The following is a 24120-nucleotide window of genomic DNA, read 5'->3' on the forward strand; positions in this document are numbered from 1 at the left end:
GGGCGGTGCGGGCGTCTAGGCTTGTTCCCGCGCATTCGCGCAGGAAAGCCCTCGCCAGATACTACGGGAGACGAACTTGTCCGCATCGCCAACGAACACCACGCAGGCGCCGACGTTCCGCAATCGGCTCGACCGGTTCTTCGAGATCAGCGCCAGAGGCTCGAACTGGGCCACGGAGCTGCGCGGCGGCGTCCTGACCTTCGTGACCATGGCGTACATCGTCATCCTCAACCCGCTGATCCTCGGCGGAACGGAGGACGTGGCAGGTCACTCGCTGCAGGGAACGCAGCTCGCCGCCGTCACCGCGCTCAGCGCCGGAGTGATGACCGTGCTGTTCGGCCTCGTGGCCCGTCTGCCGTTCGCGTTCGCGGCCGGGCTCGGCATCAACTCGTTCCTCGCGGTCAATGTGGTGAAGATCCTCACCTGGCAGGAGGCGATGGGCCTCGTCGTCATCAACGGCGTCATCATCGTGATCCTCGCCGCCACCGGCCTGCGCCGCCTGATCTTCAACGCGGTTCCCGCCCAGCTCAAGACGGCGATCACGGTCGGCATCGGCCTGTTCATCGCGTTCATCGGCTTCGTCGACAGCGGGTTCGTGCGCAGCACCAACCTGTCGTCGCCGCCCGTTCAGCTGGGCGAGGCAGGGTCGATCGCGACCGTCCCCACCGTCGTGTTCCTCATCGCGCTCGTCATCATGGCCGTCCTGATGGCCCGCAAGGTGAAGGGCGCGCTCCTGATCGGCATCGTCGCAGCGACCATCGTCGCGATCATCGCCGAGGCGATCTTCCACGTCGGCCCGTCGCTCGGCAAGAACCCGGCAGGCTGGAACCTCACCGTCCCGCAGCTCCCCACCTCGCTCGTCGCGCTGCCGGACCTCAGCCTCGTCGGCCAGTTCGACGTGGTCGGCTCGTTCGGCCGCATCGGCGCCCTCGCGGCGATCATGCTCATCTTCACCCTGGTCTTCACCAACTTCTTCGACGCGATGGGCTCGATGACCGGCCTCGCCCGCAGCGCGGGCCTCGCCAAGGAGGACGGCACGTTCCCGCGCCTGCAGCCCGCGCTCATCGTGGAGGGTGTCGGCGCCATCGTCGGCGGCGGAACGTCCGCCTCGTCGAACACGGTGTTCGTCGAGTCGGCCTCCGGCATCGGCGAGGGGGCGAAGACCGGGTTCGCCAGCGTCATCACCGGTGCGCTGTTCCTGCTCGCGATGTTCTTCACCCCACTCACCCAGGTGGTGCCGCTCGAGGTCGCCGCCGCTGCGCTCGTCATCGTGGGTGCGCTCATGGTGGTGCAGATCCGCCACATCGACTTCTCGGAGTTCTCCAGCGTGCTGCCGGTGTTCCTGACGATCATCGTGATGCCGCTGACATACTCGATCGCGAACGGCATCGGCGTGGGCTTCATCAGCTGGGTGCTCATCCGGTCGCTGGCAGGCAAGGCACGCGAGATCAGCCCGCTGCTGTGGATCGTGGCCGCCGGGTTCCTCGTCTACTTCGCCCGTGGACCGATCGAGGCGATCCTGCCGCACTAGCGTGCGCAGGAAGTCAGGGTGACCCCTGAGCGGAATCGGGGGATAACCGGATGGTGCTGCTACGCATCCACCGGTTGACTGGAAGCACATCGTCAACCGAGGAGAACCAGCAATCATGACCACCAACGTCGCCTACCAGGCCCCCGCCAGGACGCTCAGCATCACGAGCTTCGTGCTCGGGCTCGCGTCGATCGTCTTCGGCTGGACGTTCGTCGCGCCGCTCGCCGGCCTCGTGGTCGGCATCATGGCTGTCGGCCGCGAGCCGCAGGGCAAGACGTTCGCCGTCTGGGGCATCGTCCTCAACGCGATCATGCTCGCCGGGGCCATCTTCGTCGCCATGCTCGCCGTCGTCGGCGCAGGAATCGGCCTCGCCTTCCTCCCGTTCGCCTGGCTCTAGCCACCGCATCCATCGAGCCCAGGGCTCTCACCGTTCCGTAGTTCGACGGTGAGAGACCTGGGCTCGATCGTTTGGGAGAATGGGGGACGTGGAAGAGCAGAAGCAGGTCGGCCGGCAGCGCAGTTTCGTGACCAGGGGACGGAAGACCGAGGCGCAGACCAGGGCGATCGACGAGCTCTGGCCGGTCTACGGCGTCGATTTCGACAGCGCGCCCATCGATCTGGATGCGGTGTTCGGCCGCACAGCGCCGCGCGCGGTGGAGATCGGCTTCGGCAACGGGGAGAACCTGCTCACCCTGGCAGAGCGGCACCCGGACACCGACTTCCTCGGCGTCGAGGTGCACGGGGCGGGCGTCGGCCGCGTGCTGGGCGAACTGCGCACCCGCGGTCTCGAGAACATCCGGCTGGTGCGGCACGACGCCGTCGAGGTGTTCGAGCACGGCCTCGCTGAGCACAGCGTCGACGAGGTCATGATCTACTTCCCCGACCCGTGGCCGAAGGCCCGTCACCACGGCCGCCGCATCGTGCAGCCGGACGTCGCGACGCTGATCGTGCGCGCCCTCGCGCCCACCGGCGTGCTCCGGCTCGCCACCGACTGGGAGCCATACGCCGAGCACATGGTGCAGGTGCTGGATGCGGAACCCGGCCTGGTCAACGTCGCAGGAGACGCCCGCTTCGTACCCCGCCCGGACGACCGTCCCGTCACGAAGTTCGAGCGCAGGGGCGAGGGCCTCGGACACGCGATCTTCGACCTGGAGTACCGGCCTGCCGCGCATCCGTAGGATGGCCGCATGACACCTGCGCAGACCGCCGGCGACCTCCGCGTCGCGTTCGACCGTGGCATCACCAAACCGCTGTCCTGGCGACTCGCCCAGCTGAAGGCCATGCGCAGGATGCTCACCGAGCGGTCGGCGGAGTTCGAGGACGCCCTGCTGGCCGACCTCGGCAAGAACCCGACGGAGTCGCAGATCGCCGAGCTGGGCTTCGTGGTCGGCGAGATCGACCACATGGTCAGGCACCTGCGGCGCTGGCTGCGGCCGAAGCGGGTGAGCGTGCCCGGCGCGCTGCTTCCTGCGGGCGCATCCATCGTCAGGGAGCCCGTCGGGCTGGTGCTCGTCATCGCCCCGTGGAACTACCCCGTGCAGCTGCTGCTCGCGCCGGCGGTGGGCGCCATCGCAGCGGGCAACGCCGTCGTGCTCAAGCCGAGCGAGCTGGCGCCCGCCACGTCCGCGGCGATGGCGAGGCTGATCCCCGAGTACCTCGACCGGCGCGCTGTCGCTGTCGTGGAGGGCGGCGTGCCGGAGACCACAGAGCTGCTCGCCCAGCGCTGGGACCACATCTTCTACACCGGCAACGGCCGCGTCGGACGCATCGTCGCTGCGGCCGCTGTCGAGAACCTGACCCCTGTCACGCTCGAGCTCGGCGGAAAGTCGCCCGTCTACGTGGACGACACGGTCGACCTGGCCGCTGCTGCTGCGCGCATCGCGTGGGGCAAGTTCATGAATGCGGGCCAGACCTGCGTCGCGCCGGACTACGTGCTGGCGACGCCCGCCGTCGCCGCCCGGCTGGCGACGGCGCTGGCCGCGGCCGTGACGACGCTCTACGGCGACGACCCGGCGGCCAGCCCCGACTACGGCCGCATCGTCGACGACCGCCAGTTCCAGCGCCTCGCCGCCCTGCTGGATGCGGGGACCACCGTCACGGGCGGAACGTACGACGCGGCATCCCGCTACCTGGCGCCCACCGTCATCGTCGACGTGCCCCGTGACGCACCGGTCATGCGGGAGGAGATCTTCGGCCCCATCCTGCCGATCGTCGCGGTGGACGGGCCGGACGACGCCATCCGGTACATCGCATCCGGTGACAAGCCGCTCGCCCTCTACGTGTTCAGCGAGAGCGCGAAGATCCGCCGCCGCTTCCTCACCGAGACGAGCTCCGGTGCTGTCGGCTTCGGCGTGCCTGCTGCGCACCTCGCGGTGGCGGGGCTGCCGTTCGGCGGGGTCGGGGAGAGCGGCATGGGCGCGTACCACGGCGAGCGGTCGCTGCAGACGTTCAGCCACGAGAAGGCCGTGCTGACCAAGTCGCTGAAGCCGGACACCCTGCGGCTGATCTACCCGCCGTTCACCGAGGCGAAGGACAAATTCGCCCGGGGGCTGCTCCGCAAGCTCGGCTGAACCGTTTCGCCCGTAACCTCCGTGGATGCACGCGGTAGGCTCGTATGGTCGGTGGCCACGAACAACCGACATGAACAATGCCACCCGCACAACGACAGGCAACGGAGCCAACCGTGAATTCCCCCACAGCAATGATGGACGAGCCGAAAACCCACCCGATTCCCGTGATCGACGCTTCCCAGAACGTCTCAGACGTCCCGACCCCGACCGCGGACGGCGGCCCCGTCCGCACCGAATCGGACTCGCTCGGCACCAGAGAGATCCCTGCGGACGCGTACTGGGGCGTCCACACCTCTCGGGCGCTGGAGAACTTCCAGATCGCCAAGCGACCCATCTCCGTCTACCCCGATCTCATCGTCGCCCTGGCCAGCGTGAAGCAGGCCGCAGCGCGCGCGAACCTGGAGATCGGCGTGCTGGACAAGCACAAGGCCGCGCTGATCGACAAGGCCTGCCAGCTCATCATCGACGGCCAGTACCACGACCAGTTCGTGGTCGGCGTGATGCAGGGCGGCGCAGGAACGTCGACGAACATGAACGCCAACGAGGTCATCGCGAACGTCGCGCTCGAACTCGACGGCCACGCCAAGGGCGAGTACCAGTACATCAGCCCGATCGACGACGTCAACCGCAGCCAGAGCACGAACGACACGTACCCGACGGCCATCAAGATCGCCCTCACCTTCGCGCTCGGCCACCTGCTCGACGAACTCGCCAAGCTCCGCGACTCCTTCGCAGACAAGGGCAAGGAGTTCCGCCACGTCCTCAAGGTCGGCCGCACGCAGTTGCAGGATGCGGTTCCGATGACCCTCGGCCAGGAGTTCCACGGCTTCGCCACGACGCTCACCGAGGACCACGCCCGTCTCACGGAGACCAAGTGGCTGCTGGCCGAGATCAACCTCGGCGCGACAGCGATCGGCACCGGCATCACCGCGGACCCCGGGTACGCCGCCGCGGCCGTCCGCCACCTCAACGTGATCACCGGGCTCAATCTGGAGACCGCCCCCGACCTCATCGAGTCGACCTCGGACGCCGGAGCGTTCATGTCGTTCTCCGGCTCGCTCAAGCGCAGCGCCATCAAGCTGTCGAAGATCTGCAACGACCTGCGCCTGCTCTCCAGCGGCCCGCAGGCCGGTCTCGGCGAGATCAACCTCCCGCCGCGTCAGGCCGGTTCCAGCATCATGCCCGGCAAGGTCAACCCTGTCATTCCCGAGGTCGTCAACCAGGTCGCCTTCTCGGTGGCCGGCGCCGACGTGACCGTGACGATGGCCGCAGAGGGCGGTCAGCTCCAGCTCAACGCATTCGAGCCTGTCATCGCGCACTCGCTGCTGCAGTCGATCACCTGGATGACCCAGGCGTTCCACACCCTCCGCGTCAACTGCGTCGACGGCATCACCGCCAACGAGGAGCGCCTGGGCGCGATGGTCGGCTCGTCCGTCGGCGTCATCACGGCGCTCATGCCGCACATCGGATACGCGGCGGCCGCTGCGCTCGCCAAGACGGCGCTGCTGACCGGCGGCAATGTCGCCGACCTGGTGGTCGAGGCGAAGTTGATGAGCCGCGAGGACGTCACCAGGCTGCTCTCGCCCGCCCGGTTGAGCGGACTCGAGGCGATCACCACGGCCATCCCGATCATCGAGACAGAGGCGTAACGCAGGACGAACGCGGCGACACGCCGCCGGGGTCTCCGTTCGGACGGAGATACCGGCGGATGTCGCCGCGTTCTCCTGTTCTGCGGGCGCTCGCGACGTCAGTCGCGGCGGGCGTCCTCGGCCCGCTCCGCGCGGTGGAAGAGGGCGACCATGTCGCGGGCGAGCTGGTGCGGTGCGGTCTCGCACGGGCTGTGGCCGGTGCTGTAGACGGCGAGCGTCGCGCCGAGCGCCTGCGCGTTGGCGGCGTGCAGGTGGGTCGGCCACAGGTCGTGGTTGCCTGTCGCCACCAGCAACGGGATGCGCAGGGCGGCGACCCTGCCCCGCACATCCGGAACCCGCTTCATCAGCCCGACGATGTCGTCGACACTGGAGCGCCTGGTGAGCGAGAACCGGGAGCGCACGAACGCGAGCCTGGACGGCGGCACCTTGTTCTTGTTGGTGACGATTCCCCAGATCATCAGCCCAGCGCCCTGGCGGCCGTTCAGGAACCAGCTCAGCCAGCCGATCACGCGCACCCCACGGAACGCCTGCCCTGGCTCCGGCGGCGTGGTCAGCAGCGTGAGGCTGCGGAACAGGTGCGGATGCTCGACCAGCGCGAGCTGCGCCAGCACACCGGCGAACGAGTAGCCGAGCACGTGCGCAGGAGGACCGGACTGCAGGAACGCCACGATGTCGGTGACGAGCAGTTCGTAGGTGTAGTGGCCTCCCGGCACCGGACCGGCGTCTGCGGACTCGTACTGGCCGGCGATGTCGAAGCTCTCGACGTGGTATCCGGCAGCGACGAGGATCGGCGCGAGCAGGTAGAAGTCCTCCTTCGACCCCGTCACGCCGGGGATGAGGACGACGCGCGGGTCTGCCGGGTCGCCGAGCGAGACGACGGAGAGCTCTCCACTCGGGGCGGCGAACCGCGAGAAGACGGCGCCGACCGGCGCGACGGACCAGTCGATGTCGGGAAGCCCGGCATCGAGTCGCGCAGCGTCGTCGTCACCTCCGGCGACCCCTGGCCGCCTCTCACCGATGGACACCCTTCCACGCTAGCCGACACGCCGGACGTTTCGTGCCAAGCGCGCGTTTTCGTGACGCAGCTGCCCGCCCGATAGCCTGGGTGGGTGAGATTCTCGCACCTCAGCTCCACCACAGATCCAACGCCGCGTCTCGCGGCCGTCATCGGCGACGGCGCCCTCTTCCTGGAGGAGGTGATGGATGAGGCCCCTCGCGATCTGCAGGACCTCATCGAGCGGGGCGACGGCGCCCTCTCCCACGTCACGGCGGTCGTGAACAACGCCATCGCCCAGCACACGAGTCTCACGCCGGTCAGAGAGCTTCGTCACGCCTCGGCGGTGCTGCGCCCACCCTCGGTGATCGCGATCGGCGCGAACTACGCCGCGCACGCCTCCGAACTGGCGCTGCGCAGCGAGAAGGCGGCCACCATCTTCTCGCTCTGGCCCAACTCGCTCGCCGGTCACGGCGGCACGACGACGTGGCCAGGTGACCTGACGACCCAGGTCGACTACGAGGCGGAGCTCGGCGTCATCATCGGCAAGCCGGCCAAGGATGTGTCTGTGCAGGATGCGCTCGACTACGTCTGGGGCTACACGGTCGTCAACGACATCACGGCGCGCGACCTCCAGTTCTCCGAGGCGCAGTGGTCGCGCTGCAAGTCGTTCGACGGCTTCACCCCGAACGGACCTGTCGTGGTGACCGCCGACGAGATCCGCGACCCGCAGGACCTGTGGCTGACGACGAACGTCGACGGCACGATCCTGCAGGACGCGTCGACGGCCGACATGGTGCGGTCCGTCGCGGAGATCGTCTCCTACCTGTCGCGGTCTGCGACCATCCCGCCTGGCACCCTCATCTCCACGGGTAGCCCCGGCGGTGCAGGGTACTCGCGCACGCCGCCGGTGTTCCTCAAGGACCACTCGACGGTGACCGTCTCGATCGGCGGGATCGGCTACCTCACCACATACTGCCGCGTCACCTGATCAGGCGATGGCGCCTGGCGCCTCGTCGGCGTGCTCGTCCTCCCAGCGGCGGCGGGCGGCTCGGCGACGCCACGGCGACTCCTCCGGCAGGTGCATCCTGAGCGTGTTGTACGCCCAGCCGAGGCGGCGTCCGAAGCCGCGCCAGGTGCTGAACGGCCGGGCGGAGATGCCGACGGTGAGCCGCTCGTCGTAGCGCACGAGCTGGTCGGGGTCCAGGTGGATGGCGAGGTCGAGGTCGTCGTGGATCTCGCGCATCCCGCGGTGGACGCGGCCGCGCACGCGCTCCCAGACCTCGCGGCGCATGGCGAAGTTGGAGCCGAAGATCGGCGGGTGGCCGAGCCAGATCTCCATCGACCAGAAGTAGCCGCCGATGTAGAGCGTCTGCCCGAGGCCCGCGATGAACGTGTTGCCGTCGTAGAAGATGCCCGGACCGGTCAGCACGCCGATCTCCGGTGCGTCCACGAACTCGGCCTCGATGTGCAGCAGCCAGTCGACAGGAGGACGGGAGTCGGCGTCGAGCCGCGCGATGATGTCGGAGGTCGCAGCGTCGTACCCGGTGGATGCGGCCGGCCAGATCCCGCGCTGCGACTGCCCGATCACGCGTGCGCCCCTGGCCGCGGCGACCTGAGCGGTGTCGTCCGTGCTGCCGTTGTCGACGACGATGATCTCGTCGGCCTGCCTCAGCTGGGCCGCCAGATCGTCGAGGCAGCGCGCGAGCATCTCCGAGTCGTTCAGTGCTGGGATCACGACGGCGATGGTCGGCACGTGCGAGATCCCCTCCTCCTGCGAATGCGTGTAAGTCGCTGGAAAGCCTACGCCTGGGAGGACCTCCAGAGGTGCATTCCGGCGTAGCTGCGCCACGGAGCCCAGCGCGAGCCATACGACGCGAGGGCGCGCGCCTCGTCCGGCAGGCCGAGTCTCGCCGCACCCTGGCGGATGGCGAGGTCGCTGGTGAGCAGGATGTCCGGGCTGCCGAGCACGCGCATCGCGATGTAGCCGGCCGTCCACGGTCCGATGCCAGGGAGAGCGGTGAGCCTGGACTCCAGCTCCTCGCGCGACTCGCCGACGTCGATGACGAGCTCGCCTGACGCGATGGCTGCTGCGGTGTCGACGATGGTGTCGATGCGTTTCGCAGGCCCGCGCAGCACCTCCCTGCCGTGCTCGGCGATGTCGGCGGCGGTGGGGAAGAGGCGGGTGAAACCGCCGAGGTCGATCGGGTGCCCGAGAGCGTCGGTGAGCCTGGTGAGCGCTGTGCGCGCCGCGGGGACGGAGATCTGCTGGCCGATCAGGGCGCGGAAGACGATCTCCTCCGCGTCCACGGCACCTGGCACGCGGCGTCCTGGCGCTGCGGCGACGCTCGCGGCGAGGGCCGGGTCGGCGGAGAGGGCGTCGTCGATGGCGGCGGCGTCCGCATCCAGGTCGAGCAGCCGGCGGACGCGGGCCACGAGCGGTGCGAGGTCCGCGACATCGGCCAGGGTGGCGTCGCACTCGACGAACGGGGCGGTCGCCGTGCCTCCCACGGCGAGCCGCACGACGGCAGGGCCGTGGGGGAGCGAGAGCGCGCGGGCGTATCCGTCGGCGCCTCCGGTCTCGACCCCCGAGATCGACCTGGCGCCGAGGAAGCCGAGGACGGCCGCTCCGTCGAACGGTGCGCGGGCAGGGAGCCGCAGGCTCATGGTCGCGGCGCCAGGGGCGGTGTCCGTGCCGGCGCGGTGGTCGGCGTGCCCGTCTGCGTGCCCGGCGGCGGGTCCGCCCGGCCTGGATGCCGTCCTGCTCTTCGCCGACGCGCGGATCGCGCCTGGGGTGGTGCGGTAGATGTCGGCCATCGTCTCGTTGAATTGGCGAACGCTGGTGAACCCGGCCGCGAACGCCACATCCGTGATCGACAGGTCGGTTCCTGCGAGCAGCAGCCTGGCGGTCTGCGCCCTGTGCGCCCTGGCGAGGGCGAGCGGGCCGGCTCCCAGCTCGGACGCGAGTACCCGCCCGAGGTGACGGGGCGTGTATCCGAGGCGCTTGGCCAGACCCGGCACGCCGTCGCGCTCCACGGTGCCGTCGGCGATGAGGCGCATGGCGCGGGCGGCGAGATCGTCGCGGGTGTTCCACTCCGGCGAGCCTGGCACGGCGTCCGGCAGGCAGCGCTTGCACGCGCGCAGTCCTGCCTCGTGCGCGGCCGCCGCGGTGAGGTAGAAGGTGACGTTGCCCGGTTTCGGAGCGACGGCGGGGCAGCTCGGGCGGCAGTAGATGCCGGTGGAGTGCACGCCGGTGATGAACTGGCCGTCGAACCGCGCGTCTCTGGCGCTCATCGCACGGTAGCGCTCGGCGAAGACGGGGTCGGCGAGCTTGTCTGTTTCGCGGTTCATGCCTCCAGCCTCGCACCAGCCGCCGACGTTCGGCAGCGGAAAACGGACATTACCCGCGATCAATATGCTGAACCGCATGGATGTTCTGGAGTGGTTGTCCGCAGCGCTCGGCGAAGAGGCGGTCGCGGCCGGCGTGCTGAGCACCGATCGGGATGCGCTCGACGCGGCCCGCACGGACCGCTCCGGCTGGATCGCGGACGGCCGCCCGCTGGCCGTCGTCAACGCCACAGCCGTCGAGCACGTGCAGGCGACCATGCGGGCGGCGAGCGAATTCCGCATCCCCGTCGTGCCGCGCGGCGCAGGGACGGGGCTCGCGGGCGGCGCCAACGGCACGGAGGGTTCCATCGTCCTCAGCGTCGCCGGCATGAACCGCATCCTGGAGATCTCCGGCGACGACGAGCTGGCCGTGATCGAGCCAGGAGTGATCAACGCCGACCTGAACGACGCCCTCGAACCGTACGGTCTCTTCTTCGCGCCGGACCCGGCGAGCAAGGCCATCTCGACGGTCGGCGGCAACATCGCCACCAACGCGGGCGGTCTGCTCTGCGCCAAGTACGGCGTCACCCGCGAGGCCGTGCTCGCCCTCGACGTCGTGCTGGCGGACGGCCGCCTCGTGAAGCTGGGGCACCGCACCGTGAAGGGCGTGACGGGGTACGACCTCACCGCGCTCTTCGTCGGCTCGGAGGGGACGCTCGGCGTGATCGTCGGAGCGACCGTGCGCGCCCTGCCGATCCCGGCGGGGCAGCCGACGACCATCGGCGCGATCTTCCCCGATGTGCGTGCGGCGGCCGCCGCGGCGGCCATGGTCACCGCCTCCCGCCTCCGCCCAGCGGTGATGGAACTGCTCGACGCCGCGTCGCTCGAGCGCATCTCCTCGTATCTCGGCGAGGACACCATCCGCCGGGCGTTCGGGGTCACAGGAGGCGGAAGCTACCTGCTGGTGCAGTTCGACGGCCCGAGCGCGCAGGCGGACGCCGACGCAGCGGCTGTCCTCGTCCGCGAGGCAGGCGGCGCCGTGCGCGTCTCCGCGGACGCTGAGGAGGGCGAGCGGCTACTCGCGATCCGCCGCGCCTTCCATCCGGCGCTCGCCGCGACGGGGGAGGTGCTCATCGAAGACATCTCTGTTCCGCGATCCAGGATGCCCGAGATGTTCGCCGCCATCGAGCGCATCTCCGAGAAGCACGGCGTCGCCATCCCGACCGTTGCGCACGCCGGCGACGGCAACCTGCACCCGAACTTCGTGTACTCCGGCGCCGAAGTGCCTCCCGTGGTGTGGGAGGCGGCCAACGAGCTGTTCCGCACGGCGATGGAGCTGGGGGGAACGCTCACCGGCGAGCACGGTGTCGGCGTCCTGAAACGCCGCTGGCTCGCCGATGAGCTCGGCCCGGACTCCTACGACCTGCAGGTCAAGCTCAAGTCGGTCTTCGACCCGCTCGGCATCCTGAACCCTGGCAAGGTCTTCGGCTGACCCGTCCGCCGGACAGCAGGTGGCCGCAGCGGATGCGCGTCAGCGCACCGCCGCGGGCAGCAGCACCTCCACGTCCGCGTACGCGCGCTCTGCCGTGCGCGACGGCACGTCGAACACCCGCGCCGCCTCAGAAGACGTGTCGAACGGCGTCCAGCCTGGGTCTCCGTCGGCGATGAACGACACCGCTGCGCCGTGCACGTCGTCGGCGAGCGACTGCGGAGGGTTCGCCCCCGCGATGTATTCGACCCGTTCGGCCGCCAGGCAGTCGAAGAAGAACGGCATGTCCAGGCAGTGGCACGCGCCTCCGATGGTCGGGGACGGCCAGGCGAACCGGTAGAGCCAGGTGGGTGCGCCCGTCTCCGCCCGCTCTGCGGCGAGCGTCAGCGCCGTCGTGCGGAACATCCGGTCGGTGATGTACTGGCCGAGGATGTCTGCCGTGTCGCGACCGGCGTTGGCGTCGACGTAGGCCGCGACGGTCTCCTCGGCGAGGCCGAATCTGCCGAGGACGGCGGCGGCGGGCACGGCGGCAAGTGCATCCCGCTGCGCCGTCAGCGCCATGTTGAACTCGTTGTCCGTGGCGCCGAGCACGAGTTCCTTGTCGGCGCCGACGCCGGAGCGGATGGCGTCTGCGACGCTCTGCGGCAGCAGTTCCCCGTCAACGACAGGGCCCCAGACAAGGCCGCCGGAGGCGAGCTGGACGAGACCGGCGAGCGGATCCTCCTCTGCGCCTGGCTCGGGCGCTGGAGACGCGAGCTGCGCCTGCAGGCCGAGGACAGTCGCCTCGTCGAGCGAGGAGAGCCCCGCCCTGGTGGGCGGCACGCCGCCGAGCTCGGCCAGCCGTCGGCCGTACGTCTCCGCTTCGGCGACGGGCAGATCGCTGGTGGCGCCGGAGATGCTGATGGCACGCTGGAACAGCCCGGAGGCCCGGGGGACGGCGAGCAGGGTGAGCACGGCGCCGCCACCTGCCGATTGGCCGGCGATCGTCACCAGCGCCGGATCGCCGCCGAACGCTGCGATGTTGTCGCGCACCCACTCCAGTGCGAGCAACCAGTCCAGGATGCCGCGGTTCTGCGGGGCGTCCTCGATCCAGCCGAAGCCGTCGAAGCCGAGCCGGTACGAGACGGACACGGTGACCACTCCGTCTCTGTTGAAGGCGGCGCCGTCGTACCAGGGGCTCGCCGGGGAACCAGCGATGAATCCGCCGCCGTGGATGTAGACGAGGACGGGCAGCCGCGCATGCCGGTCGCCTGGCGCGGGCGTGAAGACGTTCACGTTGAGCGTGGACTCGCCGGGGTACGACGGCTCGGGGATCAGGGTGATCTCCGAGAGCGCGGCGCGCTGCGGCGTGGCGCCGTACGCGGTCGTGTCTCGCACGCCGTCCCACGGCGCGTGCGCGACGGGGGCGGCGAAGCGGAGGTCGCCGGTCGGCGCTTCGGCGAACGGGATGCCGAGGAAGGCGGCAGAGCCGTCGCGCCAGAGCCCGCGGACGCGCCCTGCTGTCGTGTCGGCCTCTGGGGCGGTCGGCAGGGTGGTCTGTGTTGTCGACATGGGGGTCGTGTCCTTTCTCAGCGGACGCTCTTGATGGGGATGAGCACGAGAGCCGCGAGCGCGACGGCCACCATGCCGAAGATGAACAGGGCAGGATAGCCGCCCGCGGCGCCGATCAGGACGGCGGCGATGGTGGGGCTGAGCGCCTGCGGGATGTTCGTCGCGATGTTCAGGATGCCGAGATCCTTCGCGGCCGCGGTGCCGCCGCCGGGAAGAACCTCGGTCATCAGCGCGGTGTCGCACGCCATGTACAGGCCGAAGCCGAAGCCGTTCACGGCGCTCATCACGAGCATCCCTGTCACGTTCGGCGCGATCAGCGGGATGCTGAGACCGACGACCATGAGCGCGCTGGCGGCGTAGATGAACACCTTGCGCCTGCCCAGCTTGTCGCTCAGCCAGCCGGCGAGGGAAATGGAGACGACGGTGGTCACCAGCGACGCCAGGCTGAGCAGCCCGATCGTCGAGTTGGCCTGCCCGATGGACATCCCGATGTAGTCGGTGAGGATGAAGAGCTGGTATCCGAACGTCACGAAGTAGCCGAGGATGAACAGGAAGCGCGCCGCGAACGCCCAGGCGAAGTCCGGATTGGTGCGCGGGTTGATCCAGAACCCCGACAGGAACTGCTTCCAGCTGAAGGGCGGATGCACGGCGTCCTTGCTCGAGAAGTCCCTGTTGAGCAGCACGAACGCGAGGGTGAGGACGAGAACCGCCGCCCCGAACACGGTGTAGCCGACGCCCACGTTCGCGGCGAGCTGCCCGGCGACGAGCACGCCGATCGTGCCGCCCGCCATCGTGCCGACGCCGACCATCGCGGAGGCGACACCGCGGCGGCTGCGCGGGAAGCGGTCGGGCGTGATCGCGCTGAGCGGCCCCTGCAGAGCGTTGAGGGCCACCTGGATGATGACCCAGAACACGGTGATCCAGACGATCGAGCTGAGCGATCCCAGCCCGGCGAGGAAGACGGCTCCGACCGCGGCGCCGATGATCATCCACGGAGCGCGCCGGCCGAGGCGGGACCGCGTCCGGTCGCTGAACGCGCCGACGATGGGCTGGGCGAACAGTGTGAAGACGAACGACACGGTGGTCACGATGGCGAGGTTGCCGACCTTGTTCGCCGGGTCGATGGCCTGCACCTGGTTGGGGAGGAGCACGGCGATCAGGCCGGAGTACGTCGCGAACAGCACGAGCGAGGTGACGGCGAGCGACGGCAGCAGGCGGCGGGTGGCGCTCGGCGACGAGGCGGTGGATGTGCGGGATGTGGGGGAGGTCGCGGTGGGGAAGGCGGCGGGGGTCGGCGCTGCTGTCGCGGCTGCTGCTGTCGCGGCTGCTGCTGTCGCGGCTGCTGCTGTCGCGGCTGCTGCTGTCGCGGCTGCTGCTGCGGCGGACTGGGAGGGCTCTGGCGGTTCGACGACGGGATCCAACGCGGGGTTCTGAGTAGGCACAACACTCCTCTTCGTTGAGTCGGTGCGGCTGGGGAAGCCGGACGGCGCGAAAACCATGCGTCGCTCGGTAATGAGTATGGCGAAGACGGTTAGTTAATTCAAGGGTTGAATTATTGCGATTCGACTGCGATAGGGAGGGGCGGCAACGGAGGGGGCGAGGCGGCTCGCCTGCGGCTCGCCTGCCGGCCTCAGCGCGCGGCGAGGCGCAGGGGGTCGGCGATGGCCGCATCCCTGGCCTGGTGCAGCGCGCCGAGCAGCGCGGCGTCCGCACCGAGGCGGCCGGCGACGATCGGGGGTGTGGGGGCGAGCGCCCCGTCGACGCCGAGCCGCAGTCGCGGCGTCGTCGCCTCCGCGATCTGCTGCGACAGGTCGGCCCAGTAGCCGCCCAGCACGATCACGGACGGGTCGAGCGTCATCCGGAGGATCGCGATCGTCCTGGCGATCCACACCGAAGCGGAGGCGAACGCTGCGGTCGCAGTAGGCTCGCCAGCGCGCACGCGCTCGACGAACGCGGCGAGGGCGGCGGTGAGGCCGTCGCGGTCGCGGACGTCCGCCATTCCTGCGGCTGCGAGCACCACGTCTGGACCGGCGACGTTCACGAGGCACCCGCGCTGCCCGCAGGCGCAGGGGAGGCCGTCGTGGTCGACAGGGAGATGTCCGACGGCCCCGGCCAGCGCGTGCGCTCCCTGGATGAACGCGCCGTCCGCGAGGTATGCGCCGCCGATTCCACTGTTGCTCTTGAGGTAGAGCACGAATCGCTCGCCCGGCAGCAACTGCGCCTCGGCGAGCGCGGCGGGCTCGTCGGAGCTGAGGAGCGCGTCGGCGGGCAGGCGCGGCTCGCGCGCGCGGAGCATCCCGAGCACATCAACCTGTCCCCAGCCGAGGTCGGTGTCGGCCAGGACGATGCGCGGCTCCCCGCCGACCGGCGCGAGCACGACGACCGTGAGCCCGACCGGAGCGCGGCAGAGGCTGTCCAGCTCGTCCAGCCCTGCGCCGATGACGTGTGCGGCGACATCGATGACCGCATCGGGGTCGCCCATCGGCCGACCGTGATGCTCTGCGACGCGCACCAGCTCCTCTCCGGCGAGGTCGTGGGCGAGGAAGATGGCCTGGTCGGCGTCGAGCTGCACAGCGGCGAACGCGAACCCGTCCGCCGCGAGCGTCAGCATCGTCCGGGGGCGGCCGGTGCCGGAGGCGACCACCGAGGACTCGCGCACCAGCCCGGCGTCGCTCAGAACATCGACCAGCGCGGTGACGGTGCCGCGGGACAGCCCGACCGCCGCCGCCAGTTCGCTGCGCGAGCTCGGTCCGTCGACCAGCCGGCGCATCAGCAGCCCCAGGTTGTGGATGCGGACATCGGCGCTGTCCAGGCCGGCGGGAGAACTCATAGCGTCAGAATCTCACACCGAGCCTGGCTGTTAAAGACTCGACGCCCGGTGGTGCGGCGATGCCTGCGACTCTCCCGGGCGACGAGTTGATCTTGTGATCTACCTACAGCGTGCTCCGCATCCCGGGCGAGCGCAAGAGCGGATTTCGGACATGCGCTCTCAGAGAACGGACTTTGACGCGGGGCTGCCCAGCCAGTTGGATGGACGCATGGCAGAAAACACCAACCAGAAGCCCGAAGTCGACGCCCCCGACGGCCCGGCTCCCGAGGCGCTCGAAATCGTCGACATCGTCGAGGGCACCGGCCCGGAGGCGACAGCAGGCTCCAAGGTGGACGTGCACTACCTCGGCGTCGAGTACGAGACCGGCGAGGAGTTCGACTCCTCCTGGAGCCGCGGGCAGTCCATCAACTTCCCGCTCAACAACCTCATCAAGGGCTGGCAGGACGGCATCCCCGGCATGAAGGTCGGCGGCCGTCGCAAGCTCACCGTCCCGCCCGCGCAGGCGTACGGCCCGGCAGGCGGAGGGCACCCGCTCTCCGGCAAGACGCTCATCTTCGTGATCGACCTGCTCGGCGTCTCCTAAACCAGCGCACGATTCATCCAGAAGGTGCGGTGCGGCTCGTCCGCACCGCACCTTCTGCGTGTGGGCTCCGGTCAGAGCGCCGGCGGGTGCATGAGGGTCGGGATGGCGATGCGGTTCCAGACGTTGATGGTGGCGATGGCGAGCAGCAGGTTCGCCAGCGCTTCCGCGCCGAACTCGGCGAGCGCCCTGGCGTAGAGGTCGTCGGAGACGCCGCCCTGGATGAGCGTGACCTCCTCTGTCAGCTCCAAGGCGACCCGTTCCCGCTCGCTGAACCACTCCGATTCGCGCCAGGTGATGACCGAGAACACCTTGCGCAGGGGATAGCCGCCCGCCTGCAGGTCGACGGAGTGCATATCGACGCAGAACGTGCATCCATTGATCTGGGATGCACGGAGCTTGATGAGGTCGCCGAGAGGTTCCTCGACGTGCTGGCCGACGTAGCCGTCGAGGTTGATGACCTTGCGGTAGCCGTCGGGGACGACGGAGGAGATGTCGATTCGTTCTGTCATGTGCTCAGCCTAAAAACGCCAATGGCCGCGTGTAAGCTCCAATCCAGCACATTCCGATCAGGCCAATCTCGGGGGTTCTCGTGGACGTCCACGTGCAGATCGACGGCAGGGGAGACCGCGCCGACCGCATCTACCGGCAGCTGCGCGACGCCGTGCTCGACGGGCGGCTCCGGCACGGCGAGCGCCTCCCGGCCACGAGAGAGCTCGCCGAGCGGCTGTCCGTCTCGCGCACGACCGTCGCGACGGCGTACGAGCGCCTCACCGCGGAGGGCTACCTCAGCGCGCGGGTGGGCTCTGGAACGTTCGTGTCTGCGCCGACCGCCGAGCCGACCGGGTCCGCCGAGCGCGAGGAGAGAACGGCAGCGCGTCCCGTCGAGCGGTGGGCGAACATCCACGACCCGCTGTGGTCGGAGCCGTTGCCGATCGCGTACGACTTCAGCGTCGGCACCCCAGACCCCGCGCTGTTCCCCGCCGAGTCGTGGCGCCGGTTCGTCGCTGCCGAGCTGCGCGGCGGCATCCTGCGCTCCGGCCACTACCGCGACCCTTCGGGGCTGCAGCGGCTGCGGGATGCCCTCGCCAGGCACCTCGGGGTTGCACGCTCGGTGGATGCGCTGGCCGACGACATCCTGATCACGAGCGGGGCGCAGCAGGCGTTCGACCTGATCGGCCGGGTGCTGCTCGAACCCGGCGACGTGGTCGCGGTCGAAGACCCTGGCTATCCACCGGTGCGTCAGTTGTTCGAGACGATGGGGGCGCAGGTCGTGCCGGTGCCCGTCGACGGCGACGGCATCCGGGTGGATGCGCTGCCCCCGGCCGCGAAGCTCGTGTACGTGACGCCGTCGCACCAGTTCCCGCTCGGCGGCGTGCTCTCGTTCGAACGCCGCACGAGGTTGCTGGCCTGGGCGAGCGAGCACGACGCCGTGATCGTCGAGGACGACTACGACAGCGAGTATCGATACGCTGACCGTCCGCTCGACCCGCTTCAGCGCCTCGACACCGAGGGGAGGGTGGTCTACGTCGGCACCTTCTCCAAGACGATGCTGCCGGCGCTCCGGCTCGGCTTCCTGGTGGCGCCGCCGTCGCTGCTGCCTGCGCTGCGCAGCGCGAAGCGCCTCACCGACTGGCACAACGACCACGTGACCCAGGCGGCGATGGCGCGTTTCATCGACTCCGGCGGCTTCGCCAGGCACGTCCGTCAGGCCACGAAACACTACGGGATGCGGCAGCGCCAGATCCTGGAGCAGGCGGAGGCGCAGCTCGGCGGGACGCTGCGTGCCGTGCCATCGGTGGCCGGCCTGCACGTCTGCCTGCTGCCGGTGGACGGCGCGGCGTTCGACTCCGACCGTGCAGCAGCAGAGGCTGCCGCATCCGGTGTCTCCGTGCAGTCGATCGCGCGCTTCGGCATCGGCGCAGCACCGGTCTCCGGCCTGATGCTGGGCTTCGGCGCGATCGCGCCGGACGACGTGCCGGACGGCCTGCGCGTGCTCGCGCGCGCCGTGGCGCGGGCGAGCACGCGCGGCTGACGCGGCGCTCAGGCGGTGGACCGGCTCAGATCGCCGACCAGCCGCCGTCCGACGCGAGGACGACGCCGCTGACGTTGGCGGAGTCGTCGCTGAGCAGCCAGGTGATGGATGCGGCGAGCTGCTCCGGCTGCGCGACCGGCGGCACCATGGTCTGCATCAGCGGGCCGAGGCGCTGGCCGGCCCACTCCGAGCGGAACGGCGCCTCGATGTTGGTGGCGACAGGGCCGGGCGCGACCGCGTTGGTGCGGATGCCCTTCGGCGTGTAGAAGACCGAGGTGGACTTGGTGTACCCGACGACGGCGTGCTTCGACGTGGTGTACGCGACGCCGGCCGCCGAGCCGCGGAGGCCGGCCTCGGAGCTGACGTTGACGATCGAGCCGGAGCCCGCCTCCAGCATCACAGGGAGCACGGCGCGGGTGAGTCGCATGATCGCGGTGATGTTGATGTTCAGGACGCGGTCCCAGGTGGCGTCGTCGATCTCGGCGGCGGGCTGGAAGCCGTCCATGATCCCCGCGACGTTGGCGAGCGCATCCACGCGTCCGCCTGCGGCGGCGAGGATCTCCGCGATGGTCTCCTCGCTGGAGACGTCGCCCGCGACGGTCACCAGGTCGAGGTCGGGGTGCTCGGCGGTGAGCGCCTCCAGACGATCGGGGGCGATGTCGCTGGCGATGACGCGGCCGCCCTCCGAAGCGATGCGGAGCGCCGTCGCCCTCCCGATGCCAGAGCCGGCGCCCGTGACGATGGCGGTTTTGCCTGCGAAGCGAGCGGAATCGTTTGTGCTCATTCCAGAATCTCCTGTGTCGTGTGTGGCGCTCGAGGTGGGCGTCGATGTATTTATAGCACTCGGTGCCATAATGGGAGATGTGAATTCGCCAGCAGCCGAATCGGGCCCCCGCCGCCGCGGTCGCCCGGTCGACGTCGACCCGGACGAGGTCGCCCTGCTCGCCCTCCGTCACTTCGCCGAGCACGGCTACGAGGCCACCACGATGGACGACATCGCGCGCATCGCGGGGATCGGCAGGCGCACGCTGTTCCGCTACTTCCCGAGCAAGCCGGCGCTGGTCTGGGGCGGCATGGAGCCGGTCGTCGAGCGCACCAAGGCAGAATTGGATGCGGCCACGCCCGACGAGCCGACCGCCTCCGTGTTGCGCCGCGCCATCGCCCGCTCGCTCGACATGCCGCCCGACCGCATCGAGGCGACCAGGCGGCGCCTGCTGCTGATCGGCTCCGACGACTCCCTGATCGCGTTCGGCCTCGGCAGGCTCGCGCTCAACAGGGACGTGCTCGCGGCCTTCATCGCCCGCCGCACGGCGTCGGAGCCCGGCGGCCTGCACGCGAGCGTGCTCGCCGACGCGCTCTCCGCCGCGTCGTTCTCCGCCCTCCTCTGGTGGGCGGCCAACAGCGACCAGGAGCCCGCTGCCGTCGTCGCAGAGGCGCTGGCCGCCATCGGCGGCTGACCCCAGGCGACGCGCTCGGGTTCTGTCGCTCAGCCGTTCGGCAGAATCACCGCCCTGCCGCGGATCTTCCCCTCGTGCAGCCGCTCGTACGCCTTCGGCGCCTCGTCCAGGGAGTACGTCTCGATCTCCACCTCGATGGACCCCGCGCGGGCCAGGTCGAGCACTTCGATCAGCTCAGCGCGGGAACCCCAGTACGGGGTGCGGACGGCGACGTCGTATGCGATGCGTCCGAATCCGACCGCCAGCGCACCTCCGCCGATGCCGACGATCGTCACGTCGCCCTCTGTCGCCGCTATCGCTCCCGCGAGCTCGACGGTCGGCTGGACGCCGACGAAGTCGAAGACCGCGTTCGCACCGCGTCCGTCGGTGAGTTCGCGGACTCTCGCCACCGCATCATGGTTGGACAGCAGTGCGTGGTGGGCGCCGACCGCCATCGCCAGGTCGAGCTTCTCCTGGTTGACGTCCAGGGCGATCACGGTCGCTCCGGAGATCGCGCGGAGGATCTGGATGCCGACGTGGCCGAGCCCGCCGGTGCCGATCACGACGGCCGTCGTGCCCGCGCCGAGCTTCGGCAGTGCGTTCTTGATCGCGTGGTACGGGGTCAGCCCGGCGTCGGTGAGCGACACGTTCGCCACGGGGTCGAGGCCGTCGAGCGGAACCAGGTGGCGCTCGCTGTCGACCACCAGGTACTCGGCCATCGAGCCAGGGGAACCGAGCCCCGGAGGGCGGATGCCCTCCGCCTGCGCGTTGAGGCAGTAGTTCTCCTTGCCCTGGGCGCACATCAGGCAGCGGCCGCAGCCCCACGGACCGTAGACCGCGACCGCATCGCCCTTCTTCACGCCGGTGACCCCGTCGCCGACAGCCTCGACGACGCCGGCGCCCTCGTGGCCGAGGGTGAGCGGGAGGCCGTAGACGTACTGGTCGGCCGGCAGGCCCATGATGAACTCGTCGGAGTGGCAGACTCCGGCGGCGGTGACCTTCAGCAGCACCTGGCCTGGGCCGATCTGCGGGTCGGGGATCTCGACGACCTCTGGGCGGGAACCGATCTCACGATATTGGAGTGCCTTCATATGCCGCACGTTACTCCGGGCGGGTGTCCTCAGGACAGGCCGTCGGTCCCATCCGCGCGCGGGCCGCATCCCCGCTGGTCTGGTAAGCTTTCCAGGTTGCCGTCTAACGGCCGCGGATAAAGAGAGCCCAGGCATTCGGCCATCGGGCACCGCGCAACGAGAGAAAGGGGATCACCTCTATGGCACTTGATGCAGACGTCAAGAAGGCGATCATCGAAGAGTACGCGACCCACCCCGGTGACACCGGATCCCCCGAGGTTCAGGTTGCAATCCTGACCAAGCGGATCAAGGACCTCACCGAGCACCTCAAGGAGCACAAGCACGACCACCACTCGCGTCGTGGCCTGCTCCTCCTGGTCGGTCAGCGTCGCCGCCTGCTCGGCTACCTGTCGGACATCGACATCGCCCGTTACCGCTCGCTGATCGAGCGTCTCGGCCTCCGTCGATAACGCAGGAGTCGCGCGCGTAGCAGCTCATCGCTGAAACCGCGAGCTTCTTACGAACGGGCCGTCACCCTCCGGGTGGCGGCCCGTTTCGTCGTTCCTGGGCGAGTCGCGGCCGCTAGAGTCGTCGCGTGGCCTGTCGGTTCGTGCCGTACATCGTCGTCGGCGTTGTCCATCTCGTCTGTGTGCTCGCGGGCGCGGCGACACTCGTCGCCGTCACGAAGCCGCTGCTGATGCCCGTGCTGCTGGTGTGCCTGCTCTGGGCGCTTCCGGTCCGGCGCGGCGAGGTGGCGCTGCTCGGGTCGCTCGCGGTGCTGTTCGGCTGGCTGGGCGACGTCTCGCTGATGGATGCCGGCCCCGGTTTCGTGATCGGCCTCGGCTTCTTCCTGCTCGGGCACCTCGCATACGTCGTGTTGTTCTGGCGACGGATGCGGTTCCGCCGTCCGCGCTGGTGGAGCGTCCTCTACCTGGCCTGGTTCGCGGCCCTGCTCGCCGTGCTCGCCCCGCACGCCGGCGCCCTGTTGGCGCCCCTCGCGGCGTACGGGCTCGCCCTCGTGGCGCTCGGCGCATCCGGGAGCGCGTGCAACCGCTGGATTTCGGTGGGAGCAGCCTGCTTCGTCGTCTCGGACAGCCTGCTCGGCCTCGACCGGTTCCTCCCGGGGTTCGCGCTGTGGCAGATCGACTTCCTCATCATGCTCAGCTATCTGGCCGCGCAGGGACTGATCTGTGTCGGCATCGTGCGCACGGCGCGCTCGCGGCTGCCTGCCGCATCCGCTGTCGCGTCGGCCGCACGCCTCGTGCCGTGGGCGCGGTCGCGGAGGCGGTGACCGCACGTTTCGCACGAGTCGTGCGGCGAAGGCGGGGAAGCGGCTAGGCGGTGCGCGCGACGACCGCGCGGTCGACGAGGGTCGCGGCGACGAGCGCCGACGCGACGACGGCGACGCCGATCACCACACCGAGCAGGCCGATCAGCGGCGACGCCAGCGGCAGCGCGAGCAGCAGCACCACGGCGATGCCGGTCTTCAACGGCCGCACCACCACCTCGTCCACCAGCGGCTTGTGCAGCACGTACAGCAGCAGCAGGAACACCGCGACCGGCACCGCGACCGCGTACTCCACCACCGCGTCCGACACCGCAGCGCCTCCCTCCGAGCCGCGCTGCACCGCCACCTCCAGGCCGGCACCGAGCGCTGCGAGCGAGGCGAACACCAGATAGTGCCCGTAGCCCCAGTAGAACGATCGGCCGCGCCGCGTGCTCAGCCCTTCCGCCGCCGGCTCCAGGAAGTACAGCCACCACAGCGCGAATAGCAGCACCAGTCCGGCCGAGGCGATCACCACCAGTGTGACGGAGACGCCGTTGGCCTCCAGCGCGTGCTGCACTCCGATCGCCGACGCCGACACCGACTCGCCGAGCACGATGATCGTGAACAGCCCGTAGCGCTCGGCGATGTGGTGCGGGTGCCACGAGGTCTTTCCCGTCCGCTCCGCCCAGATCGGCACGGAGAGGTCGAGCGCCGCCGCGATCAGGAAGGTCCATACTCCGGTCTCCGGCGGCAGGAACAGCCTGGACACCCACAGCACCTGCACCGCAGCCACGCCGGCTGCGTAGCGGAACGCCGTCGCCCTGCCCTGCGGATGCTCGATCCCGGCCCTGATCCACTGGCTCACCAGCCCGACGCGCATGATCAGGTAGCCGATCGTGATGGCCGTGAAGTCGCCGCCGCCGAACGCGCTCGGCACACCGGCAGCGAGCACGAGGACGCCGCCCATCTGCACGAGCGTCGTGATCCGGTACGGCACATCGTCGGTGTCGTACGCGGAGGCGAACCAGGTGAAGTTCATCCACGCCCACCAGATCGCGAAGAACACCATCAGATACGGCCCGATGTCACTGGAGAGATGCCCGCCCAGCGTCGCCTCCGCGAGCTGGGCTGCGACCTGGGCGATGGCGACCACGAACGTCAGGTCGAAGAGCAGTTCGAGCGGACTCGAGACGCGGTGGGGCTCGTTCGTGGCGCGGCCGGTCATCGGAATGCGGAAGGCGCTGGTCATGCACTCATTCTGGCGCGGAGGCCCCTGGTGTGCGCCGCCCGTCGGCGTGCGCCAGCATAGGGGTATGCTCCGCCGCCATCCCGTCCTCATCGTCGTCACGGTGGTGTATCTGCTCGCCGTCGCCTGGATCACCATGTCGCCGCAGCCGCAGGACTCTGCGCAGAACCATTTCATCCGCGACGTCATCGCCCAGATCGGCCGCTTCCCTCCCACCTCGTGGGTCACGTACAGCGGCGTCGAGTTCACCGCGAACATCGCGATGTTCGTACCGATGGGCGTGCTGTTCACGCTGCTGCTCGGGATGCGCAGGTGGTGGATCGCCCTCATCATCGGTTTCGCGGCGACCTGCACGATCGAGTTCGTCCAGCTCTTCCTGCCGACCAGGTACAGCGACGTGCACGACATCGTCGCGAACACCGCAGGGACGGTGATCGGCGTCGGGATCGTCGCGCTCGCCGTCTGGCAGAGACGGCGCGGGAATAGGAAGGCCATCCCCTCCGTTGATGACGATATCCATGCAAACGCATTGAAATAGGAGCAGC

General features: G+C 69.6%; 23 protein-coding genes. 13 read left to right on the forward strand and 10 right to left on the reverse strand.

All coding sequences use genetic code 11. The features are described from left to right. Positions 1-76 precede the first annotated feature (76 nt). The 5 genes from ASE16_RS06210 (at position 77) to ASE16_RS06230 (ending at position 5750) form a co-directional block, all read left to right on the forward strand. Positions 77-1531, forward strand: a complete 1455-nt coding sequence (locus tag ASE16_RS06210) for an NCS2 family permease (RefSeq protein WP_200949581.1) — start codon at positions 77-79, stop codon at positions 1529-1531. Between the two features lie 115 nt (positions 1532-1646). Then, on the forward strand, positions 1647-1928 hold the full coding sequence (locus ASE16_RS06215; protein WP_235500391.1) for a hypothetical protein: 282 nt from the start codon (positions 1647-1649) through the stop codon (positions 1926-1928). Between the two features lie 88 nt (positions 1929-2016). Then, positions 2017-2709, forward strand: a complete 693-nt coding sequence (trmB, locus tag ASE16_RS06220) for a tRNA (guanosine(46)-N7)-methyltransferase TrmB (RefSeq protein ID WP_235500392.1) — start codon at positions 2017-2019, stop codon at positions 2707-2709. A 9-nt stretch (positions 2710-2718) separates the two neighbouring features. Continuing rightward, positions 2719-4101 carry an aldehyde dehydrogenase family protein gene (locus tag ASE16_RS06225; RefSeq protein ID WP_055892377.1) on the forward strand — a complete coding sequence of 461 codons (1383 nt, stop codon included), beginning with the start codon at positions 2719-2721 and terminating at the stop codon, positions 4099-4101. A gap of 134 nt (positions 4102-4235) precedes the next feature. Further along, on the forward strand, positions 4236-5750 hold the full coding sequence (locus tag ASE16_RS06230) for an aspartate ammonia-lyase (RefSeq protein WP_055894335.1): 1515 nt from the start codon (positions 4236-4238) through the stop codon (positions 5748-5750). A gap of 98 nt (positions 5751-5848) precedes the next feature. On the opposite strand, the gene ASE16_RS06235 is transcribed toward ASE16_RS06230, so the two are convergent. Beyond that, entirely contained in the window at positions 5849-6775 is a 927-nt protein-coding gene (locus ASE16_RS06235) for an alpha/beta fold hydrolase (protein WP_055892380.1), read from the reverse strand. An 84-nt stretch (positions 6776-6859) separates the two neighbouring features. Between ASE16_RS06235 and ASE16_RS06240 the strand changes: the two genes are divergently transcribed. Continuing rightward, the gene (locus tag ASE16_RS06240) at positions 6860-7735 is read left to right on the forward strand and encodes a fumarylacetoacetate hydrolase family protein (protein ID WP_055892384.1); all 876 of its coding nucleotides are present in this window, start codon (positions 6860-6862) and stop codon (positions 7733-7735) included. Here ASE16_RS06240 and ASE16_RS06245 read toward each other — a convergent pair whose 3' ends face one another. Together ASE16_RS06245 and ASE16_RS06250 are read right to left on the reverse strand one after the other, a co-directional pair. Continuing rightward, the gene (locus ASE16_RS06245; RefSeq protein ID WP_055892387.1) at positions 7736-8500 is read right to left on the reverse strand and encodes a glycosyltransferase family 2 protein; all 765 of its coding nucleotides are present in this window, start codon (positions 8498-8500) and stop codon (positions 7736-7738) included. It lies immediately after the preceding gene. Between the two features lie 47 nt (positions 8501-8547). Continuing rightward, positions 8548-10095, reverse strand: coding sequence for a DNA-3-methyladenine glycosylase 2 family protein (locus ASE16_RS06250; protein WP_200949582.1), 1548 nt, complete (start codon positions 10093-10095; stop codon positions 8548-8550). A gap of 76 nt (positions 10096-10171) precedes the next feature. Between ASE16_RS06250 and ASE16_RS06255 the strand changes: the two genes are divergently transcribed. Next, positions 10172-11563 (forward strand): FAD-binding oxidoreductase, encoded by a 1392-nt coding sequence (locus ASE16_RS06255; RefSeq protein WP_055894340.1) that lies wholly within the window; start codon positions 10172-10174, stop codon positions 11561-11563. Positions 11564-11602: 39 nt separating this feature from the next. On the opposite strand, the gene ASE16_RS06260 is transcribed toward ASE16_RS06255, so the two are convergent. From ASE16_RS06260 to ASE16_RS06270, 3 genes are all read right to left on the reverse strand, one after another. Next, positions 11603-13111, reverse strand: coding sequence for a carboxylesterase/lipase family protein (locus tag ASE16_RS06260; protein WP_055892391.1), 1509 nt, complete (start codon positions 13109-13111; stop codon positions 11603-11605). A 17-nt stretch (positions 13112-13128) separates the two neighbouring features. After that, positions 13129-14553: an MFS transporter gene (locus ASE16_RS06265; protein WP_235500393.1), complete on the reverse strand. Its 1425-nt coding sequence runs from the start codon at positions 14551-14553 to the stop codon at positions 13129-13131. A gap of 188 nt (positions 14554-14741) precedes the next feature. Next, positions 14742-15941, reverse strand: coding sequence for an ROK family transcriptional regulator (locus ASE16_RS06270; protein WP_055892395.1), 1200 nt, complete (start codon positions 15939-15941; stop codon positions 14742-14744). Positions 15942-16149: 208 nt separating this feature from the next. Between ASE16_RS06270 and ASE16_RS06275 the strand changes: the two genes are divergently transcribed. Continuing rightward, on the forward strand, positions 16150-16524 hold the full coding sequence (locus tag ASE16_RS06275) for an FKBP-type peptidyl-prolyl cis-trans isomerase (protein WP_055892399.1): 375 nt from the start codon (positions 16150-16152) through the stop codon (positions 16522-16524). Between the two features lie 71 nt (positions 16525-16595). Here ASE16_RS06275 and ASE16_RS06280 read toward each other — a convergent pair whose 3' ends face one another. After that, entirely contained in the window at positions 16596-17033 is a 438-nt protein-coding gene (locus ASE16_RS06280) for a carboxymuconolactone decarboxylase family protein (RefSeq protein WP_055892402.1), read from the reverse strand. Positions 17034-17113: 80 nt separating this feature from the next. Here ASE16_RS06280 and ASE16_RS06285 point away from each other — a divergent pair, with 80 nt between their 5' ends. Next, the gene (locus tag ASE16_RS06285; protein ID WP_055892406.1) at positions 17114-18556 is read left to right on the forward strand and encodes a PLP-dependent aminotransferase family protein; all 1443 of its coding nucleotides are present in this window, start codon (positions 17114-17116) and stop codon (positions 18554-18556) included. 25 nt (positions 18557-18581) lie between these two features. Here ASE16_RS06285 and ASE16_RS06290 read toward each other — a convergent pair whose 3' ends face one another. Then, positions 18582-19340, reverse strand: coding sequence for an SDR family NAD(P)-dependent oxidoreductase (locus ASE16_RS06290; RefSeq protein ID WP_055892409.1), 759 nt, complete (start codon positions 19338-19340; stop codon positions 18582-18584). A gap of 79 nt (positions 19341-19419) precedes the next feature. Here ASE16_RS06290 and ASE16_RS06295 point away from each other — a divergent pair, with 79 nt between their 5' ends. Beyond that, positions 19420-20013 (forward strand): TetR family transcriptional regulator, encoded by a 594-nt coding sequence (locus tag ASE16_RS06295; RefSeq protein ID WP_055894342.1) that lies wholly within the window; start codon positions 19420-19422, stop codon positions 20011-20013. A gap of 29 nt (positions 20014-20042) precedes the next feature. On the opposite strand, the gene ASE16_RS06300 is transcribed toward ASE16_RS06295, so the two are convergent. Then, a complete protein-coding gene (locus tag ASE16_RS06300; RefSeq protein WP_055892412.1) occupies positions 20043-21083 on the reverse strand; it encodes an NAD(P)-dependent alcohol dehydrogenase in 1041 nt (346 codons plus the stop codon). Positions 21084-21262: 179 nt separating this feature from the next. Here ASE16_RS06300 and rpsO point away from each other — a divergent pair, with 179 nt between their 5' ends. Both rpsO and ASE16_RS06310 read left to right on the forward strand, forming a co-directional pair. Continuing rightward, positions 21263-21532: a 30S ribosomal protein S15 gene (rpsO, locus tag ASE16_RS06305; RefSeq protein WP_055892416.1), complete on the forward strand. Its 270-nt coding sequence runs from the start codon at positions 21263-21265 to the stop codon at positions 21530-21532. 125 nt (positions 21533-21657) lie between these two features. Continuing rightward, positions 21658-22353, forward strand: a complete 696-nt coding sequence (locus tag ASE16_RS06310) for a lysoplasmalogenase family protein (protein ID WP_055892420.1) — start codon at positions 21658-21660, stop codon at positions 22351-22353. Positions 22354-22396: 43 nt separating this feature from the next. Here the strand turns inward: ASE16_RS06310 and ASE16_RS06315 are convergent, their stop codons facing one another. Beyond that, positions 22397-23578 carry a low temperature requirement protein A gene (locus ASE16_RS06315; RefSeq protein WP_055892423.1) on the reverse strand — a complete coding sequence of 394 codons (1182 nt, stop codon included), beginning with the start codon at positions 23576-23578 and terminating at the stop codon, positions 22397-22399. A 64-nt stretch (positions 23579-23642) separates the two neighbouring features. On the opposite strand from ASE16_RS06315, the gene ASE16_RS06320 reads away from it, so the two are divergent. After that, on the forward strand, positions 23643-24113 hold the full coding sequence (locus tag ASE16_RS06320) for a VanZ family protein (RefSeq protein ID WP_082581277.1): 471 nt from the start codon (positions 23643-23645) through the stop codon (positions 24111-24113). Positions 24114-24120 lie beyond the last annotated feature (7 nt).

This window comes from Leifsonia sp. Root227 (assembly GCF_001428745.1).
Lineage (GTDB): Bacteria > Actinomycetota > Actinomycetes > Actinomycetales > Microbacteriaceae > Leifsonia.

Bases quoted from the DNA above. Each gene is read 5' to 3' on its own strand.
- ASE16_RS06255 (WP_055894340.1), top strand. From the start codon at position 10,172: ATGGATGTTCTGGAGTGGTTGTCCGCAGCGCTCGGCGAAGAGGCGGTC.
- ASE16_RS06300 (WP_055892412.1), bottom strand. From the start codon at position 21,083: ATGAAGGCACTCCAATATCGTGAGATCGGTTCCCGCCCAGAGGTCGTC.
- rpsO (WP_055892416.1), top strand. From the start codon at position 21,263: ATGGCACTTGATGCAGACGTCAAGAAGGCGATCATCGAAGAGTACGCG.
- ASE16_RS06290 (WP_055892409.1), bottom strand. From the start codon at position 19,340: ATGAGCACAAACGATTCCGCTCGCTTCGCAGGCAAAACCGCCATCGTC.
- ASE16_RS06280 (WP_055892402.1), bottom strand. From the start codon at position 17,033: ATGACAGAACGAATCGACATCTCCTCCGTCGTCCCCGACGGCTACCGC.
- ASE16_RS06315 (WP_055892423.1), bottom strand. From the start codon at position 23,578: ATGACCAGCGCCTTCCGCATTCCGATGACCGGCCGCGCCACGAACGAG.
- ASE16_RS06230 (WP_055894335.1), top strand. From the start codon at position 4,236: ATGGACGAGCCGAAAACCCACCCGATTCCCGTGATCGACGCTTCCCAG.
- ASE16_RS06270 (WP_055892395.1), bottom strand. From the start codon at position 15,941: ATGAGTTCTCCCGCCGGCCTGGACAGCGCCGATGTCCGCATCCACAAC.
- ASE16_RS06320 (WP_082581277.1), top strand. From the start codon at position 23,643: ATGCTCCGCCGCCATCCCGTCCTCATCGTCGTCACGGTGGTGTATCTG.
- ASE16_RS06215 (WP_235500391.1), top strand. From the start codon at position 1,647: ATGACCACCAACGTCGCCTACCAGGCCCCCGCCAGGACGCTCAGCATC.
- ASE16_RS06225 (WP_055892377.1), top strand. From the start codon at position 2,719: ATGACACCTGCGCAGACCGCCGGCGACCTCCGCGTCGCGTTCGACCGT.
- ASE16_RS06250 (WP_200949582.1), bottom strand. From the start codon at position 10,095: ATGAACCGCGAAACAGACAAGCTCGCCGACCCCGTCTTCGCCGAGCGC.
- ASE16_RS06275 (WP_055892399.1), top strand. From the start codon at position 16,150: ATGGCAGAAAACACCAACCAGAAGCCCGAAGTCGACGCCCCCGACGGC.
- ASE16_RS06260 (WP_055892391.1), bottom strand. From the start codon at position 13,111: ATGTCGACAACACAGACCACCCTGCCGACCGCCCCAGAGGCCGACACG.